The sequence below is a fragment of the Micromonospora sp. WMMD961 genome, assembly GCF_029626145.1.
Taxonomy (GTDB): Bacteria; Actinomycetota; Actinomycetes; order Mycobacteriales; family Micromonosporaceae; genus Micromonospora.
In genome coordinates this window covers 5,821,367-5,836,726 of record NZ_JARUBJ010000002.1, presented here as the reverse complement: position 1 = coordinate 5,836,726, position 15,360 = coordinate 5,821,367, and the positions used below count along the sequence as shown (strand labels likewise).

Genomic DNA, 15,360 nt, shown 5'->3' with positions numbered 1-15,360 from the left:
GGCGGGCACGCCGACGTAGACTGGCACTCGCTACAGTCGAGTGCCAGGACGGTGCGGCCGGCCCAGAGAGCCGGCGGCCAACGACCGATCAGGAGGTGCGGAGGATGGGTCTCGACGACCGGAAACTCGCCGTGCTCCGCGCGATCGTCGAGGACTACGTCTCCACCCAGGAGCCGGTCGGCAGCAAGGCGCTCGTCGAGCGGCACCAGCTCGGCGTCTCCCCGGCCACGGTCCGCAACGACATGGCCGTGCTGGAGGAAGAGGGCTACATCCGGCAGCCGCACACCAGTGCCGGCCGGGTGCCCACCGACCGTGGCTACCGACTCTTCGTCGACCGGTTGTCCCGGGTCAAGCCGCTCAGCCCGGCCGAGCGTCGGGCCATCGAGCGCTTCCTGGTCGGCGCGGTCGACCTCGACGACGTGGTGCACCGCACGGTGCGGCTGCTCGCCCAGCTGACGCGGCAGGTGGCGGTCGTGCAGTACCCGAGCCTGGCCCGCTCCTCGGTGCGGCACCTGGAGCTGGTGCCGATCTCCACCACCCGGCTGATGCTCGTCATGATCGCCGATACCGGCCGGGTGGAGCAGCGACTCGTGGAACTGCCCGGGCCGGTGTCCGCCGACGACGTCACCGACCTGCGCCGACTGATCAACGAGAAGCTCGCCGGCGCCCGGCTGTCCGAGACGCCACCGCTGGTGCAGGCGTTGGTCGAGGAAGCGCCGACCGAGCTGCGTCCGACGATGACGACGCTCGCCACCGTCCTGCTGGAGACGCTTGTCGAGCGACACGAGGAACGGATCGCGCTCGCCGGCACCGCGAACCTCACCCGGGGCGGCCTGCTCGACTTCCAGGGCTCCCTGCGGCCCATCCTCGAGGCCCTGGAGGAGGAGGTCGTGCTGCTCAAGCTCATCGGTGAGACCGAGCCGAGCACGACCCGGGTGCTGATCGGCGACGAGAACGAGTTCGACAACCTGCGCGCCGCCTCCGTGGTCAGCACCGGGTACGGCCCGGGCGCCACCATCCTGGGCGGCCTGGGGGTGCTGGGCCCCACCCGGATGGACTACCCCGGCAACATCGCCACGGTGCGCGCCGTGGCACGCTACGTGGGCGAGTTGCTGGCCCAGAACTGATTGGTCAGGGCCGATGCGGCCGGCTGCGGCCGCCGACCGGCGCAACGCGAGACGAACATGAGGACACGGAACGCAGTGGCCAGGGACTACTACGGCATTCTCGGTGTGAGCCGGGAAGCCTCCGATGACGAGATCAAGCGCGCCTACCGCAAGCTGGCGCGCCAGTTCCACCCGGACGTCAATCCGGACCCGGAGGCTCAGGAGAAGTTCAAGGACATCAACGCCGCGTACGAGGTCCTCTCGGACGACCGGAAGCGGCAGATCGTCGACCTGGGTGGCGACCCGCTCGCCCCGGGCGGCGGCGGTGCCGGAGGCCCCGGAGGGCCCGGTGGCGCCGGCCCGTTCGTCGGTTTCCAGGACATCATGGACGCCTTCTTCGGCGGTGCCGGGGGCAGCGCCCGTGGCCCGCGTCCGCGTACCCGCCCGGGCGCCGACGCGATCCTGCGACTCGAACTCGACCTGCACGAGACGGCGTTCGGCGTCGAGGCGCCGATCACCGTCGACACCGCCGTGCTCTGCACCACCTGTTCCGGCGCCGGCACGGCCGCCGGCACCCACCTGGCCACCTGCGAGGCGTGTGCCGGCCGGGGCGAGGTGCAGTCCGTGCAGCGCACCTTCCTCGGGCAGGTGGTCTCCGCCCGGCCGTGCACCGTGTGCCAGGGCTACGGCACCACCATCCCGCACCCGTGCCCCACCTGCGCCGGCGACGGCCGGGTCCGGACCCGCCGCTCGCTGACCGTCAAGATCCCGGCCGGCGTCGAGGACGGCATGCGGATCCGGCTGGCCCAGCAGGGCGAGGTCGGCCCGGGTGGCGGCACCGCCGGCGACCTCTACGTGGAGATCCACGAGCGGCCGCACGACGTCTACTCCCGCAAGGGTGACGACCTGCACTGCCGGGTCACCGTGCCGATGACCGCGGCGGCACTGGGCACCCGGCTGACCATCAAGACCCTGGACAGCGAGGAGACCGTCGACGTCAAGGCCGGCACCCAGCCGGCCAGCACGCTGCGACTGCGTGCCCGGGGCGTACCGCACCTGCGCGGCACCGGCCGGGGTGACCTCTACGTGCACCTGGACGTGCGGACCCCGACCAAGCTCGACCCGGACCAGGAGAAGATGCTGCGCGACTTCGCCAAGACCCGTGGCGAGGAGGTCGCCGAGCTGTCCAAGCAGGGCGGCTTCTTCTCCCGGATGCGCGACGCGTTCAACGGGCACGCCTGAGGTGTCCGCACCGCTGTTCCTGGTCGAGGCGCTGCCCACCGGCGAGGCGCTGACCCTGGACGGCCCGGAGGGACACCACGCGGCCACCGTGCAGCGGCTGCGCGTCGGCGAGGAGTTGCTGCTCGCCGACGGTCGGGGCGGCACGGCCGCCGCCGTGGTCACCGCCGTCGGCCGGGGCAGCCTGGAGGTCACCCTCACCTCCCGGGGGTACGCGGACGCGCCGGTCCCCCGCATCGTCACCGTGCAGGGCATCGCGAAGGGCGACCGGGGCGAGTTGGCCGTGCAGGCGATGACCGAGGTCGGCGTCGACGAGATCGTGCCCTGGGCGGCGTCGCGATCGGTGACCCAGTGGCGCGGTGACCGGGGCGTACGGGCCCGGGAAAAGTGGGTGGCGACCGCCCGGGAGGCCGCCAAGCAGGCCCGCCGGCCGTGGCTGCCGGTGGTGGCCGGCGCGCCGGACGAGTCCACCGCCACGGTGGCCCGTCGGATCGCCGGCGCCGCTGCGGGGTTCGTGCTGCACGAGGAGGCCGACGAGCGGCTGACCACCGCCGACCTGCCCAGCGCCGGTGAGATCGTCCTGGTGGTCGGCCCCGAGGGCGGCATCGCCCCCGCCGAGCTGACCGCGTTCCGCGAGGCCGGCGGCCGGGCGGTGCGGCTCGGGCCGTCGGTCCTGCGTACCTCGACCGCCGGGGTGGCGGCGCTCAGCGTGCTCGCCGCCCGCCTCGGCCGCTGGTGACCGTTCAGGGTCTCGGAAACACCGGCACGACCTCCTCCTCCGGCCCGAGGTCCAGCCCAGCGTTTCCGATGATCTGCGGGTCCGGTGTGCCGACCACGGCGAGGTCCTTGCCGGCGTAGTCGAAGCGGTGCAGCACGTGCCGCATCGCCTCCAGCCGGGCCCGCTTCTTGTCGTTGCTCTTCACCACCGTCCACGGCGCATCGGCCGTGTCGGTCCAGAAGAACATCGCCTCCTTGGCCTCGGTGTACTCGTCCCACCGGTCGAGCGAGGCGATGTCCATCGGAGACAGCTTCCACTGCCGGACCGGGTCGACCTGACGGATCGCGAACCGGGTGCGCTGCTCGTTCTGGGAGACGGAGAACCAGAACTTGACCAGCCGGATGCCCGATCGCACCAGCATCCGTTCCAGCTCCGGGGCCTGGCGCAGGAACTCCAGGTACTCCTTGCGGCTGCAGAAGCCCATCACCCGCTCCACGCCGGCCCGGTTGTACCAGGAACGATCGAACAGCACGACCTCGCCGGCCGCCGGCAGGTGCGCCAGCCACCGCTGGAAGTACCACTGGGCGGCTTCCCGCTCGTCCGGCTTGGCGAGCGCCACCACCGACGCGCCCCGCGGGTTGAGGTGCTCCATGAAGCGTTTGATGGTGCCGCCCTTGCCGGCCGCGTCCCGGCCCTCGAAGAGGATCACCAGCCGCTCGCCGGACTCCTTGATCCAGTCCTGGAGTTTCAGCAGCTCGATCTGGAGCAGCCGCTTGTCGCGGTCGTACTCGTCGCGGTCCAGCCGCTCGTCGTACGGGTAGTCCTCGCGCCAGGTGTCGACGGCGGTGCCGTCGGGGCGGAGCAGGACAGGGTCGTCGTCGTGGCCATCGGCCACCCGGTAGTCGGCGGTGAGGTCCAGCAGCGCGGAGTCGGCCATGTCGATGGGACTTACCCGCCCGCGAGCCGCCAACAACCTCCCCGGCCGGGTGATCTGCCGGCGGCGTCGACGTCAGCTGCGCAGGTAGGAGGCGCCGTTGAGGTCGACAATGGTGCCGGAGGCCCACTCGGCCTGTGGTGCGGCCAGCCAGTGCACCGCGGCGGCGATCTCCTCCGGCCGGGCCACCCGGTCGAACGGGCTCTGTGCCCGGATCGCCGCGCCATGCTCACCGCGCAGGTGCTCGGTCACCATGTCGGTCGCCACGAAACCCGGCGCGACGGTGGCGACCGCGATGCCGTACGGCGCGAGCGCCACGGCGAGGGACTGACCCAGCGCGTTCAGCCCCGCCTTGCTGGCGCCGTACGCCGGCTGGTCCGGCTCCCCCCGGAACGCACCCCGGGACGAGACGTTGACGATCCGCCCGCCGCGCTCGCGCATGTGCTGGGCAGCGCACCAGGTGACGTTGCCGGCACCGGTCAGGTTGGTCTCCAACACCTGCCGCCAGCGCTTCTGCCAGTGCTCGTAGGAGGCGCCGAAGATCGGGTGCGGGTCGTCCCGGTCGCCGTACGTCCCGGCGTTGTTGACCAGGACGTCCAACCCTCCGAGCAGCTCGGCGGCCCGGTCGACCATGGCCCGGACCGCGTCCGGGTCGGTGAGGTCCGCGCGCACCACCACGTGCCCGGCGCCGGGCAGGCGCGCGCGTACCTCCTCGGCCGCGTCGGCGGAGTCGCGGTGGTGGATCGCCACCCGGTCACCGCTGGCCGCGAACGCCTGCGCCATCGCAGCGCCGATCCCACGCGAGGCTCCGGTCACCAGTACCGCCCGATCCGTCATGCCGGCCATCGTGCCTCAGCCCCCACCGATGTAAGGAAGGGCCCCTTCCTATACCGCAGGCGTTAACAAGGGGCCCCTCCTTACACTGCCCCGATGGGATCCGACTGCCTGTTCTGCCGCATCGTCGCCGGGGAGATCCCGGCCACCGTGGTCCGGGAGACCGACACCACGCTCGCCTTCCGTGACATCGACCCGAAGGCGCCGGTGCACGTCCTGGTCATTCCGAAGGAGCACTACGCCGACGTCGCCACGCTCGCCCAGGGTGACCCCGCTCTGGCCGCCGACGTGCTGGCGACGTCCGCCGCCGTGGCCGAGGACGAGGGCCTGCTCGGCGACGGTTTCCGGTTGATGTTCAACACCGGCGCGTACGGTGGGCAGGAAGTGTTCCACGTGCACGCGCACCTGCTCGGTGGTGCGCCGCTCGGCCCGATGCTCGCCCGGGACCTCGCGTGAGCGAGCCGGACAGTCGCGTGCACGAGCACCTGGGCCGACTCGTCCGGCGGGTGCAGGCCGACGCCCGGGTTCCGGCGGTGTCGGTGGCGCTGCACCGGGCCGACCGACCGCTCTGGAGCTGCACCGTCGGCGAGACCGGGACCGACAGCCCGTTGACGCCGGACACCCAGTTCCGGATCGGCTCGGTCACCAAGACCTTCACCGCGACGCTCATCCTGCAGTGCCGCGACGACGGGCTGCTGGATCTGGACGACCCGGTGGGTCGGCACCTGGACCTGCCCGCACACGGCGAACTGACCGTGCGTCGGTTGTTGTCGCACACCGCCGGCCTGCAACGCGAGCCGTTCGGCGACGTGTGGGACAGCCTGCGCGCCCCGGACGCCGACCAGTTGGTGGCAGAGCTGGACCGGGCCGAGCGGGTGTTGCCGGCGGCCCGCCGGTTCCACTACTCCAACCTGGGCATGGCCGTGCTCGGTCGACTGGTCGTCCGGCTGCGCGGCGAGAGCTGGGAGCGGGCGCTCACCGAACGGATCCTGACGCCGCTCGGGCTGACCGACACCACAGTGGCCCCCCGACCGACGGCGGCGACCGGGTTCCTGGTCGACGCGTACTCCGACGAGGCGCACCCCGAGCCGCCGACCGACTTCGGCGCTGTCGGCCCGGCCGCGCAGCTCTGGAGCACCGCTACCGACATGGCGCGCTGGGCGGCGTTCCTGGCCGACCCGGCGGCGCTGGACCCGGCCGGCGCGGTGCTCGCCACCGCGACGCTGGACGAGATGCGCTGGCCCGTGACCACCACCGACGAGACGCTCTGGGGCGCGGGCTTCGGTCTCGGGCTGATCCTGATCCCGCAGGGGGAACGGGTGATGCACGTGGGGCACGACGGGGCGATGCCCGGTTTCCTCGCCGGTGTGTACGGACGGAGGGGAGGCGACGGCACGGCCGGCGCGATGGGCGCCGCGGTGCTCGGCTCGTCCGGTACGGCAGCCGAGCTGTTCGACCTGACGCACCGGCTGCTCGGCGCGGCGGTCGAGCACGACCCGGCCGACATCGAGCCATGGCGGCCCGGGGCACCCGCGCCGGCGGCCCTGCGGGGCGTGCTCGGCCGCTGGTGGGGCGAGGGCTCCGAGTACGTCTTCTCCTGGCATGACGGCTCGCTGCGGGCGCGCGGGACCGGCGATCCGGCCGGCCGCCCGCCAGCGATCTTCGTGCCCCTACCGGACCAGCCGGACGTGTTCCGCACGGCATCCGGGCGGGAGGCCGGTGAGCTGCTGCGGCTGACCCGGGACGAGGCCGGCACGGTGGTCCGGATGCACTGGGCGACGTACCGGTTCACCCGCCACCAGGAGACGTTCGACCGGTACGACTTCCGGGCCGGGCGTTGATCGCGGCCAGCGGAAATGGGCGCGATGCGGCCCGCGTCGAACGGATACGATGGGTGTAACGTCCGCACGCCAGCCAGCAGGCCGGCGCCGAGATCGAGAGCAGGTGGCGCAGGGCCCTTCGGCCCGACCTATGACCGGCACCCCACCTCCCGGCCCGCCCCGGGTGCAGACCAGGATCACCGTGCCCGACTCGAAGATCATGGTCAATCTGCTCGGCGCAGGCGACGAGATCCTCCGACTCGTCGAACGCTCGGTCAACAGTGACGTGCACGTTCGCGGCAACGAGATCACCATCACCGGTGACCCCGCGGACAACGCCCTCGCCGAGCGGGTCTTCAGTGAGCTGCTCGAACTCATCGAGAAAGGCGAGACCCTGACCACTGACGCCGTCCGGCGTACCGTCGGCATGCTCGAGCAGGGCAGCGCCGAGCGGCCCGCCGAGGTCCTGACGCTCAACATCCTCTCCCGTCGCGGGCGCACCATCCGACCCAAGACCCTCGGTCAGAAGCGCTACGTCGACGCGATCGACTCGAACACCATCGTCTTCGGCATCGGCCCGGCCGGCACCGGCAAGACCTACCTGGCGATGGCGAAGGCCGTCCAGGCGTTGCAGGCCAAGCAGGTCAACCGGATCATCCTGACCCGGCCGGCGGTCGAGGCGGGCGAGCGGTTGGGCTTCCTGCCCGGCACGCTCAACGAGAAGATCGACCCGTACCTGCGCCCGCTCTACGACGCGTTGCACGAGATGCTCGACCCGGAGACGATCCCGAAGCTGATGGCCCAGGGGACGATCGAGGTCGCGCCACTGGCGTACATGCGGGGCCGTACGCTCTCTGACGCGTTCATCATCCTGGACGAGGCGCAGAACACCACGCCCGAGCAGATGAAGATGTTCCTCACCCGGCTCGGCTTCAACTCCAAGATCGTCGTCACCGGTGACGTCACCCAGGTGGACCTTCCCGGCGGGACGACCAGCGGTCTGCGGGTGGTCCGCGAGATCCTGGAAAACGTCGAGGACGTGCACTTCGCCCAGTTGTCCAGCTCCGACGTGGTCCGCCACCGGCTGGTCGGGGAGATCGTCGACGCGTACGCCCGCTGGGACGCCGAGCGGGAGAACCAGCAGGCGCAGGGCGTCCATGCCGTGCCCGGGCGACCCGCCCAGGGCGGCCGGGCCGCCCGCCGCCGCTAAAGCAGAGGAAAGCAGTTGTCCATCGAGATCGCCAACGAGTCCGGTGTCGACGTCGACACCGACGCCGTGCTCGCCGTCGCCCGGCACGCCCTCGACGAGATGGGGGTCAACCCCCTCGCCGAGCTGTCCGTGCTGTTGGTCGACATCGAATACATGACCGAGCTGAACCACCACTGGATGGGTGGCGACGGCCCGACCGACGTGCTCGCCTTCCCCATGGACGAGGGCAGCGTCGACCACGGCCCGGGTGAGTCCGCGCCGGCCGGCGGCGAGCCCGCCCTGCTCGGCGACATCGTGCTGTGCCCCGAGGTCGCGGCCAAGCAGGCGGCGACCGCCGGGCACGCGCCCGCCGACGAGCTGCACCTGCTCACCGTGCACGGGGTGCTGCACCTGCTCGGTTACGACCACGCCGAGCCGGAGGAGGAGCGGGAGATGTTCGGGCTCCAGGCCCGACTGCTGGCCAGCTGGCGGTCGACCCGCACCCAGTGATGTCCACTCCTCCGTTACTCGCGGCCGGTGCCACCGCCGGCCTACCCGACCTGCAGCTGATCGTCTTCGCGGCCGGCCTGGTGGTGTTGGCCGGTCTGATCGCGATGACCGAGGCGGCCCTCGCCGCCGTCTCGCCGGCCCGAGCCGCCGAGTTGGCCCGCGACGGTGTGCGTGGCGCCCGGACCCTCCAGGCCGTTGCCGGTGACGTCGTCCGGCACCTGAACCTGCTTCTGCTGTTGCGGCTGCTCGCCGAGCTGACCGCCACCACGCTGGTGGCGCTGGTCGCGGTGGACAGCTTCGGTGCCGGCTGGCGGGCCGCGCTGGTGACCGCCGGCGCGATGACCGTGGTCAGCTTCGTGGTGGTCGGCGTCGCGCCGCGCACCATCGGCCGGCAGCACGCGTACGCCGTGGGTCGGGCGGTCGCGCCGATGGTCCGCTGGCTGGGCCGGGCGCTCAACCCGCTCGCGTCGTTGCTGATCCTGATCGGCAACGCGGTCACCCCGGGGCGTGGCTTCCGGGAGGGGCCGTTCGCCACCCAGGTGGAGTTGCGGGAGCTGGTCGACCTGGCCGAGCAGCGCGGTGTGGTCGAGCACGGCGAGCGTCAGATGATCCACTCGGTCTTCGCGCTCGGCGACACCATCGCCCGCGAGGTGATGGTGCCGCGTACCGAGATGGTGTGGATCGAGGAGGGCAAGACGCTCGCGCAGGCGCTGGCGCTCTTCCTGCGCTCCGGCTTCTCCCGCATTCCGGTGATCGGCGAGAGTGTCGACGACGTGCTGGGTGTGCTCTACCTCAAGGATCTGATCCGCCGCTCCCGGGGCGGCGACCCGCAGGCCGAGCAGTTGCCGGTGGCCGAGTTGATGCGCCCGGCGACCTTCGTGCCGGAGTCCAAGCCGGTCGACGACCTGCTGTCGGAGATGCAGGCGGCCCGCAACCACCTGGTCATCGTCGTCGACGAGTACGGCGGCACCGGCGGTCTGGTCACCATCGAGGACATCCTGGAGGAAATCGTCGGTGAGATCACCGACGAGTACGATGTCGAACGCCCGCCCGTCGAACGTCTGGCGGACTCCTCGGTGCGGGTGACCGCCCGGCTGCCGGTGGAGAATCTGGGCGAGATGTTCGAGACCGATCTGCCCACCGACGAGGTGGAGACGGTCGGCGGCCTGCTCGCCCAGTCGCTGGGGCGGGTGCCGATCCCCGGTGCGGAGGCCGAGGTCGCCGGTCTCCGGTTGGTCGCCGAGGGCACCACCGGCCGGCGAAACCGGATCGACACCGTCCTGGTCAGCAGGGTCGAGCCGGGCCACGACCAGGACACCGCGGGGCGCGGCGAGCAGGGCAGCGCGGGGCGGCACGAGAAGGACACCGCGGGGCGCGGCGAGCACACCGACCCCGGGGACGACACGGACAACTACCGAGACGACGAGAGGCAATCCGCCGATGCCTGACACACCCGCCGCGCCTGCCGCCCAGCCCACCCCCATCGCGTCCGCCGCGCTCAGCGCCGAGGACGGCAAGCTCGTCGTCCTCGCCCGGGGCGCCCGCGCGCGGGTCGCTGCCGTGGAGGGCGCCGCGGTGCGGGATCAGGACGGCCGGACGTACGCGGCGGCCAGCGTCGCGCTGCCCTCGTTGACCCTCACCGCGTTGCAGTTGGCGGTCGCGTCGGCGGTGGCGGCCGGGGCGAGCCGGCTGGAGGCCGCGGTGGTGGTGACCGAGGCGTCGACGCTGGACGGCGCCGGGTACGCGGCGGTGCGCGACCTCGCGGTGGACGCCCCGATCCACGTGGCCGCTCCCGACGGCACGGTTCTCGGCACGGTGACTCAGTGAGCCCCGTGCAGGACCCGGAGGCACGGCCGTACCGAGCCGGTTTCGGCTGCTTCGTCGGTCGGCCCAACGCGGGCAAGTCGACGCTGACCAACGCCATCGTCGGCACCAAGATCGCGATCACCTCGAACAAGCCGCAGACCACCCGGCACGTCATCCGGGCCGTGCTGCACCGCCCGGAGTCGCAGCTGGTGCTCGTGGACACCCCGGGTCTGCACCGCCCCCGTACGCTGCTCGGCGAGCGCCTCAACGATCTGGTCCGGTCCACCTGGACGGAGGTCGACGTGATCGGCCTGTGTATCCCGGCGGATGAGCCGGTCGGGCGCGGCGACCGGTTCATCACCGGCGAGTTGGCCGAGTTGAAGGCGACAGTGCTGGCGGTGGTCACCAAGACCGACCTGGTGGACAAGCGCCGCCTGGCGGAGCAACTGCTCGCGGTGAGCGAGTTGGGGGAGTTCGCCGCGGTGGTGCCGGTGAGCGCGGTCTCCGGGCACCAGGTGGACACTCTGGTCGACGTGATGACCGGCTACCTGCCGCCGTCGCCGCAGCTCTACCCGGACGACATGCTGACCGACGACCCCGAGCAGGTGATGGTCGCGGAGCTGATCCGGGAGGCCGCGCTGGAGGGGGTCCGCGACGAGCTGCCGCACTCCATCGCCGTGGTGGTGGAGGAGATGATCCCCGAAGGTCAACTGATGAAGATCTACGCCGACGTGTACGTCGAGCGACCCAGCCAGAAGGCGATCGTCATCGGTCATCGGGCGAGCCGGCTCAAGGAGGTCGGCACCAACGCCCGTCGGCAGATCGAGGAGTTGCTGGGCAGCCGGGTCTATCTCGACCTGCACGTGCGGGTGGCGAAGGACTGGCAGCGCGATCCGAAGCAGCTGCGCAAGCTGGGCTTCTGATCCCACCGCACCGACCGGCCGGCCGATCGGGGGCCGGCCGGCGCGGGCACGGCTGTCGCCGTACCTCATGATCGTCTTCGGTCGTGTCGGTGGAAAGATTCACGTTTGGTCGGGGGTGTCGCCCGTTTCACGCGGGCACCGCGCAGGGTAGGGGAAAGACGCCCGGCGTCCCCGACCGAGATGCAGGCTGATGCGCAACAGGTACCTTGATCTGCTCCGTTTCCTGGCCATCGTCCGAGTGGTCGTCTACCACGTCACGGGCTGGGCGACCCTCACCCTCGTCTTCCCCGCCATGTCGGTGATGTTCGCGCTGGCCGGTTCGTTGATGGCCGCGTCGCTGACCCGTTCCGGACCGGCGGCGGTCGGGCGTCGACTGCGCCGGCTACTCCCGTCGCTGTGGGTGCTCGCGGCGGTCTTCGTGCCCGCCATGCTGCTCACCGGGATGCCGGTGAGCCCCCGGGTGCTGCTGTGGCTGTTCCCGATCGCCGACCCGCCGGCCAACAACTGGGGTGCGCTGGCACTGAGCGTCATCTGGTACCTGCGCGACTACCTGTGGTTCGTGCTCGCCTCACCTGTCGCGTACTGGCTGTTCCGACGTGCCCCGCTGCCCACCCTGCTCGCCCCGTACCTCCTCCTGGTGGCGATCGAGGCGGGGATCTACCCCGCGCCACCGGTGCTGCGCGAGTTCGGGCTCTACTTCGGAGCGTGGATGCTGGGCTTCGCCCACCATGCCGGGATGCTGCGCCGGCTCTCCGGCCGGGTGCTGTACCCGGTGGCCCTCGCCCTCGCGGTGGGCGGCGGCGCCTGGATCGTGGGGCATCCCGGGTCACGGGGGTACGACCTGAACGACAACCACCTGGGCAACGCCCTCTGGTCGGCCGCGTTCATCCTGGTCGTCCTGGGTCGGGCTCCCTCGGGGGTGGCCTGGCTGAGTCGACGCCGGCTGGCCGACCGGGCGGTGACCGTGGTCAACCGGCGGGCGCTCACCATCTATCTCTGGCACATGCCGTTCGTGGTGGCGCTCACCCCGCTGGTCGACGTGGTGGGTTGGTCCCACCGGGATCCGGTGGGGCTGGCCATCCGGGTGTTGCTGGTCTTCGCGCTGGTCGGGTTGGTCACCCTGGCCGTCGGCTGGGTCGAGGACGTCGCCGCCCGCCGCCGCCCGGAGTTGATCCCCGGTGGTCCGAGGCGATCGGCCGAGGTGCCCGCCCCCGACGCTGCGCGGCCGAGCGCCCGCCCCGGTGCTCGGCCGCCCGGGCGCGTCCTCGACCGGGCCGTGGTGCCGGCCCAGCGGTCGTCGGCCGGTGAGCCGACCACGGTCGACGTCAACGCTGGCTGATCGTCACGTTGCCGCTGCCGGCTGAACCGTCGAGCACCAGGGACGCGGCCGGGTCGTCGGCGACGGTGACCCGGGCGTCACCGGACCCCGCGCCGGAGCGCACCCGGTAGCTGCCCGGCGGCACCAGCAACATCACGTCGCCGCTGGACGCGTGCGCCCGCGCGGCGGCCGGTTTGTCCAGCTCGACGGTGACATTGCCGGAGCCGGCTTCGGCGTCCGTCGTGCCACCGAGCCGCCGTGCGGTGATGTCGCCGGATCCGGCACGCAGGCGTACGGCCCCGCTCACCTCGCTCACGTCGATGTTGCCCGAGCCGGTCTCGACTCCGACCGCGCCGGACGCGCCGACGACCCGTACGTCGCCGGAGCCCAGCCGCAGATCCACCGTGCCGACCCGGCTCAGCTCGACGTCACCGGAGCCGGACTCGCCCTGCAGGGTCACGCCCTCCGGCACGGTCACCTCGTAGGAGACGCTGCACCGGTCGCCGCAGTCGGTGTCCAGCACCAGCTCGCTGCCCTTGATCTCGTACCGGGCCCGGGGCTCGCCGCCCTGGTAGCGCACCACCCGCTTGATCCGCGCCTCCGCCGCCGTGCCGGTGCCCCGGACGATCACGTCGCCGGCCCCCGGCAGCACCCGGATCGAGGTGATCTTCACCGGCTCGGTGTCGTCGTAGTCGAGCCGACGCATGGCCAGGTTGTCACACCCGGCAAGCACGATGAGGGTGGTTGCCAGCCCCAGGGCGACGGGGGCGGCGGCGCGACGACGGAGACCGCCGGTGGTCGGTTGCATTGCCATGCTCAGCACGCTACGACCGCTGACGAGCCACGCGCATCGGGGTTCATCCGCGCCTCCACCCCGAACCAACCCTGATTTCCCACCCCGAGGGAGAATGGCCCGATGGCCGGGTACCGCCGACAGCTCTACCGCGACGACGCGGTGGTGTTGCGTGTGCAGAAACTCGGCGAGTCCGACCGGATCATCACCCTGCTCACCCGTCGACATGGCCGGCTGCGCGCGGTGGCCCGAGGGGTCCGCCGCACCACCAGCAAGTTCGGCGCACGGCTGGAACCGTTCGGCCACGTCGACCTTCAGCTCGCCGGTGATCCGAAGGGCAACCACGGCAGTTCTCTGCACACCGTCAGCCAGGTCGAGGGCATCGACCTGTACGGCAAACGGTTCCTGGGGGACTACCCGCGCTACACGGCGGCCAGTGCGATCGCCGAGACCGCCGAGCGGTTGACCCCGGTGGAGCGGGAGCCGTCGCTGCGGCTGTTCCAGCTCACCCTGGGCGCGCTGAAGGCGCTGTCCCGGGGCGAGCACGCCACCACCCTGGTTCTCGACGCGTACCTGCTGCGGGGGATGGCCCTCGCGGGTTGGGCGCCGGCACTGATCGCCTGCGCGGTCTGCGGCACCCCGGGTCGGCACCGGGCGTTCTCCGTGCCCGCCGGCGGGGCGGTCTGCCCGGACTGTCGACCACCCGGCGCGGCCCACCCCGCGCCGGCCACCATCGACCTGATGTCCGCGCTGACCACCGGCGACTGGGTGCTCGCCGACGCCACCGACACCGGGGTACGCCGGGAGTGCAGTGGGCTGGTCGCGGCTCACCTGCAGTGGCACCTGGAGCGCGCGCTACGCTCGCTGCCGCTGGTCGACCGGGGTCCCTCGGCGGTCGGCGCGGCCTCGCCGCCGGAGGGCACCGGGGTCGTGGTGCTCCGGCCACGCGGCGACGTCGAGGCCGGGGCGGACGGTGCGAACAGGGAGTGACCGAGTGATCCGATCGAAGAAGGCCAGCCGGCGCGAGCCGACGCCCCCGACCCCACACCCGTCCGGCGCCCGGCCGCCGGCGCTGCCCGTTGAGGCGGTGCCGAGGCACGTGGCGGTGGTGATGGACGGCAACGGTCGGTGGGCCAAGGACCGCGGACTGCCCCGCACCAAGGGGCACGAGGCGGGGGAGCACAGCCTCTTCGACACCATCGAGGGTGCCATCGAGATGGGCATCCCCTACCTGTCGGCGTACGCGTTCTCGACCGAGAACTGGCGGCGCTCGCCGGACGAGGTCCGGTTCCTGATGGGCTTCAACCGGGACGTGATCCGTCGCCGCCGTGACCAGCTGGTCGACCTCGGAGTCCGGGTGGTCTGGTCGGGTCGACCCGGGCGGTTGTGGAAGAGCGTCATCTCCGAACTGCAGACCGCCGAGGAGATGTCGCAGGGCAACTCGACGCTGACCCTGCAGTTCTGCGTCAACTACGGCGGGCAGGCCGAGATCGGCGACGCCGCCGCCGCGATCGCGCGGGACGTGGCGGCCGGCCGGCTGGACCCGGCGAAGGTCACCGAGAAGACCGTCGCGAAGTACCTGTACCACCCGGAGATTCCCGAGGTGGACCTGTTCCTGCGCCCCTCCGGGGAGGAGCGGATCTCCAACTTCCTGCTCTGGCAGACCGCGTACGCCGAGTTGGTCTTCCTGGACACGCTCTGGCCCGACTTCGACCGCCGCCACCTCTGGTACGCGTGCGAGCTGTACGCGCAGCGGGACCGGCGCTTCGGTGGCGCGCTGCCCAATCCGGTCGCCCCGGTTCTGGGCTGACGCGCTTACCCGCACGTCACTCTGGGTATCAGTGACGTCAGAAGCCACTGACGGAGGTGAACCCACATGATCCAGAAGCGCATTGCCCAGTGGGCGGTGATGGCGATCGCCGTGCCGCTGGCGGCTGCCGGCGCGCGCAAGCTCAGCCACAGCTTGGAGGCCCGGCGTGGTCCCTCCGGGGCGACCCGGTTGCTGACCAAGGGCGCCGACCTGATCCGCCCCCAGAAGGCCAAGCGCCGCCGCTTCTTCTGAGCCCGATCTCCCCGGCGCCGCCCGCGATCCCGCGGGCGGCGCCGTGCCACGTGCCACCCACCCGCCCACCCGCCCACCCGCCCATGACCCAGTCGATCATGGAGTTGT

The 15,360-nt window shown here is 71.9% G+C and carries 17 protein-coding genes; 14 read left to right on the top strand and 3 right to left on the bottom strand.

The features are described from left to right. Positions 1–104: 104 nt before the first annotated feature. The 3 genes from hrcA to O7614_RS26360 all read left to right on the top strand — a co-directional run bounded on the left by hrcA (position 105) and on the right by O7614_RS26360 (position 3,084). On the top strand, positions 105–1,127 hold the full coding sequence (gene hrcA, locus O7614_RS26370) for a heat-inducible transcriptional repressor HrcA (RefSeq protein ID WP_278141119.1): 1,023 nt from the start codon (positions 105–107) through the stop codon (positions 1,125–1,127). Positions 1,128–1,202: 75 nt separating this feature from the next. Next, positions 1,203–2,348, top strand: a complete 1,146-nt coding sequence (dnaJ, locus tag O7614_RS26365; protein WP_278142387.1) for a molecular chaperone DnaJ — start codon at positions 1,203–1,205, stop codon at positions 2,346–2,348. Between the two features lies 1 nt (position 2,349). Continuing rightward, positions 2,350–3,084: a 16S rRNA (uracil(1498)-N(3))-methyltransferase gene (locus O7614_RS26360; RefSeq protein ID WP_278141118.1), complete on the top strand. Its 735-nt coding sequence runs from the start codon at positions 2,350–2,352 to the stop codon at positions 3,082–3,084. A 4-nt stretch (positions 3,085–3,088) separates the two neighbouring features. Here the strand turns inward: O7614_RS26360 and ppk2 are convergent, their stop codons facing one another. Beyond that, a complete protein-coding gene (gene ppk2 / locus O7614_RS26355; RefSeq protein ID WP_278141117.1) occupies positions 3,089–4,000 on the bottom strand; it encodes a polyphosphate kinase 2 in 912 nt (303 codons plus the stop codon). A gap of 72 nt (positions 4,001–4,072) precedes the next feature. Continuing rightward, positions 4,073–4,834 (bottom strand): SDR family oxidoreductase, encoded by a 762-nt coding sequence (locus O7614_RS26350; RefSeq protein ID WP_278141116.1) that lies wholly within the window; start codon positions 4,832–4,834, stop codon positions 4,073–4,075. 93 nt (positions 4,835–4,927) lie between these two features. Here O7614_RS26350 and O7614_RS26345 point away from each other — a divergent pair, with 93 nt between their 5' ends. The 8 genes from O7614_RS26345 to O7614_RS26310 all read left to right on the top strand — a co-directional run bounded on the left by O7614_RS26345 (position 4,928) and on the right by O7614_RS26310 (position 12,418). Then, positions 4,928–5,287 carry a histidine triad nucleotide-binding protein gene (locus O7614_RS26345; protein WP_088988083.1) on the top strand — a complete coding sequence of 120 codons (360 nt, stop codon included), beginning with the start codon at positions 4,928–4,930 and terminating at the stop codon, positions 5,285–5,287. Continuing rightward, complete coding sequence (locus O7614_RS26340) at positions 5,284–6,672, top strand: serine hydrolase domain-containing protein (protein ID WP_278141115.1); 1,389 nt, start codon at positions 5,284–5,286, stop codon at positions 6,670–6,672. The genes O7614_RS26345 and O7614_RS26340 overlap by 4 nt, the downstream gene beginning before the upstream one ends. A 130-nt stretch (positions 6,673–6,802) precedes the next feature. Next, positions 6,803–7,861: a PhoH family protein gene (locus O7614_RS26335; protein WP_278141114.1), complete on the top strand. Its 1,059-nt coding sequence runs from the start codon at positions 6,803–6,805 to the stop codon at positions 7,859–7,861. A 15-nt stretch (positions 7,862–7,876) separates the two neighbouring features. Continuing rightward, the gene (gene ybeY / locus O7614_RS26330; protein ID WP_278141113.1) at positions 7,877–8,350 is read left to right on the top strand and encodes an rRNA maturation RNase YbeY; all 474 of its coding nucleotides are present in this window, start codon (positions 7,877–7,879) and stop codon (positions 8,348–8,350) included. Next, complete coding sequence (locus tag O7614_RS26325; RefSeq protein ID WP_278142386.1) at positions 8,326–9,798, top strand: hemolysin family protein; 1,473 nt, start codon at positions 8,326–8,328, stop codon at positions 9,796–9,798. The genes ybeY and O7614_RS26325 overlap by 25 nt, the downstream gene beginning before the upstream one ends. Further along, entirely contained in the window at positions 9,791–10,177 is a 387-nt protein-coding gene (locus O7614_RS26320; RefSeq protein ID WP_278141112.1) for a cytidine deaminase, read from the top strand. Before O7614_RS26325 ends, O7614_RS26320 begins: the two co-directional genes overlap by 8 nt. After that, entirely contained in the window at positions 10,174–11,079 is a 906-nt protein-coding gene (gene era / locus O7614_RS26315; RefSeq protein WP_278141111.1) for a GTPase Era, read from the top strand. The genes O7614_RS26320 and era overlap by 4 nt, the downstream gene beginning before the upstream one ends. A 190-nt stretch (positions 11,080–11,269) precedes the next feature. Then, positions 11,270–12,418, top strand: a complete 1,149-nt coding sequence (locus O7614_RS26310) for an acyltransferase (RefSeq protein ID WP_278141110.1) — start codon at positions 11,270–11,272, stop codon at positions 12,416–12,418. Here O7614_RS26310 and O7614_RS26305 read toward each other — a convergent pair. Continuing rightward, on the bottom strand, positions 12,405–13,211 hold the full coding sequence (locus O7614_RS26305; RefSeq protein WP_278141109.1) for a DUF4097 family beta strand repeat-containing protein: 807 nt from the start codon (positions 13,209–13,211) through the stop codon (positions 12,405–12,407). The genes O7614_RS26310 and O7614_RS26305 overlap by 14 nt on opposite strands. A 102-nt stretch (positions 13,212–13,313) precedes the next feature. Between O7614_RS26305 and recO the strand changes: the two genes are divergently transcribed. From recO to O7614_RS26290, 3 genes are all read left to right on the top strand, one after another. Continuing rightward, positions 13,314–14,180 (top strand): DNA repair protein RecO, encoded by an 867-nt coding sequence (gene recO, locus O7614_RS26300; RefSeq protein WP_278141108.1) that lies wholly within the window; start codon positions 13,314–13,316, stop codon positions 14,178–14,180. 4 nt (positions 14,181–14,184) lie between these two features. Then, positions 14,185–15,000: an isoprenyl transferase gene (locus tag O7614_RS26295; protein WP_278141107.1), complete on the top strand. Its 816-nt coding sequence runs from the start codon at positions 14,185–14,187 to the stop codon at positions 14,998–15,000. A 66-nt stretch (positions 15,001–15,066) separates the two neighbouring features. Further along, positions 15,067–15,252, top strand: a complete 186-nt coding sequence (locus tag O7614_RS26290; protein ID WP_278141106.1) for a hypothetical protein — start codon at positions 15,067–15,069, stop codon at positions 15,250–15,252. The last annotated feature ends 108 nt before the right edge of the window (positions 15,253–15,360 follow it).

Coding starts and splice junctions, on each gene's coding strand:
- O7614_RS26345 (WP_088988083.1), top strand. CDS start 4,928: ATGGGATCCGACTGCCTGTTCTGCCGCATCGTCGCCGGGGAGATCCCG.
- recO (WP_278141108.1), top strand. CDS start 13,314: ATGGCCGGGTACCGCCGACAGCTCTACCGCGACGACGCGGTGGTGTTG.
- ppk2 (WP_278141117.1), bottom strand. CDS start 4,000: ATGGCCGACTCCGCGCTGCTGGACCTCACCGCCGACTACCGGGTGGCC.
- O7614_RS26320 (WP_278141112.1), top strand. CDS start 9,791: ATGCCTGACACACCCGCCGCGCCTGCCGCCCAGCCCACCCCCATCGCG.
- O7614_RS26350 (WP_278141116.1), bottom strand. CDS start 4,834: ATGACGGATCGGGCGGTACTGGTGACCGGAGCCTCGCGTGGGATCGGC.
- O7614_RS26290 (WP_278141106.1), top strand. CDS start 15,067: ATGATCCAGAAGCGCATTGCCCAGTGGGCGGTGATGGCGATCGCCGTG.
- O7614_RS26335 (WP_278141114.1), top strand. CDS start 6,803: ATGACCGGCACCCCACCTCCCGGCCCGCCCCGGGTGCAGACCAGGATC.
- O7614_RS26310 (WP_278141110.1), top strand. CDS start 11,270: ATGCGCAACAGGTACCTTGATCTGCTCCGTTTCCTGGCCATCGTCCGA.
- O7614_RS26305 (WP_278141109.1), bottom strand. CDS start 13,211: ATGGCAATGCAACCGACCACCGGCGGTCTCCGTCGTCGCGCCGCCGCC.
- hrcA (WP_278141119.1), top strand. CDS start 105: ATGGGTCTCGACGACCGGAAACTCGCCGTGCTCCGCGCGATCGTCGAG.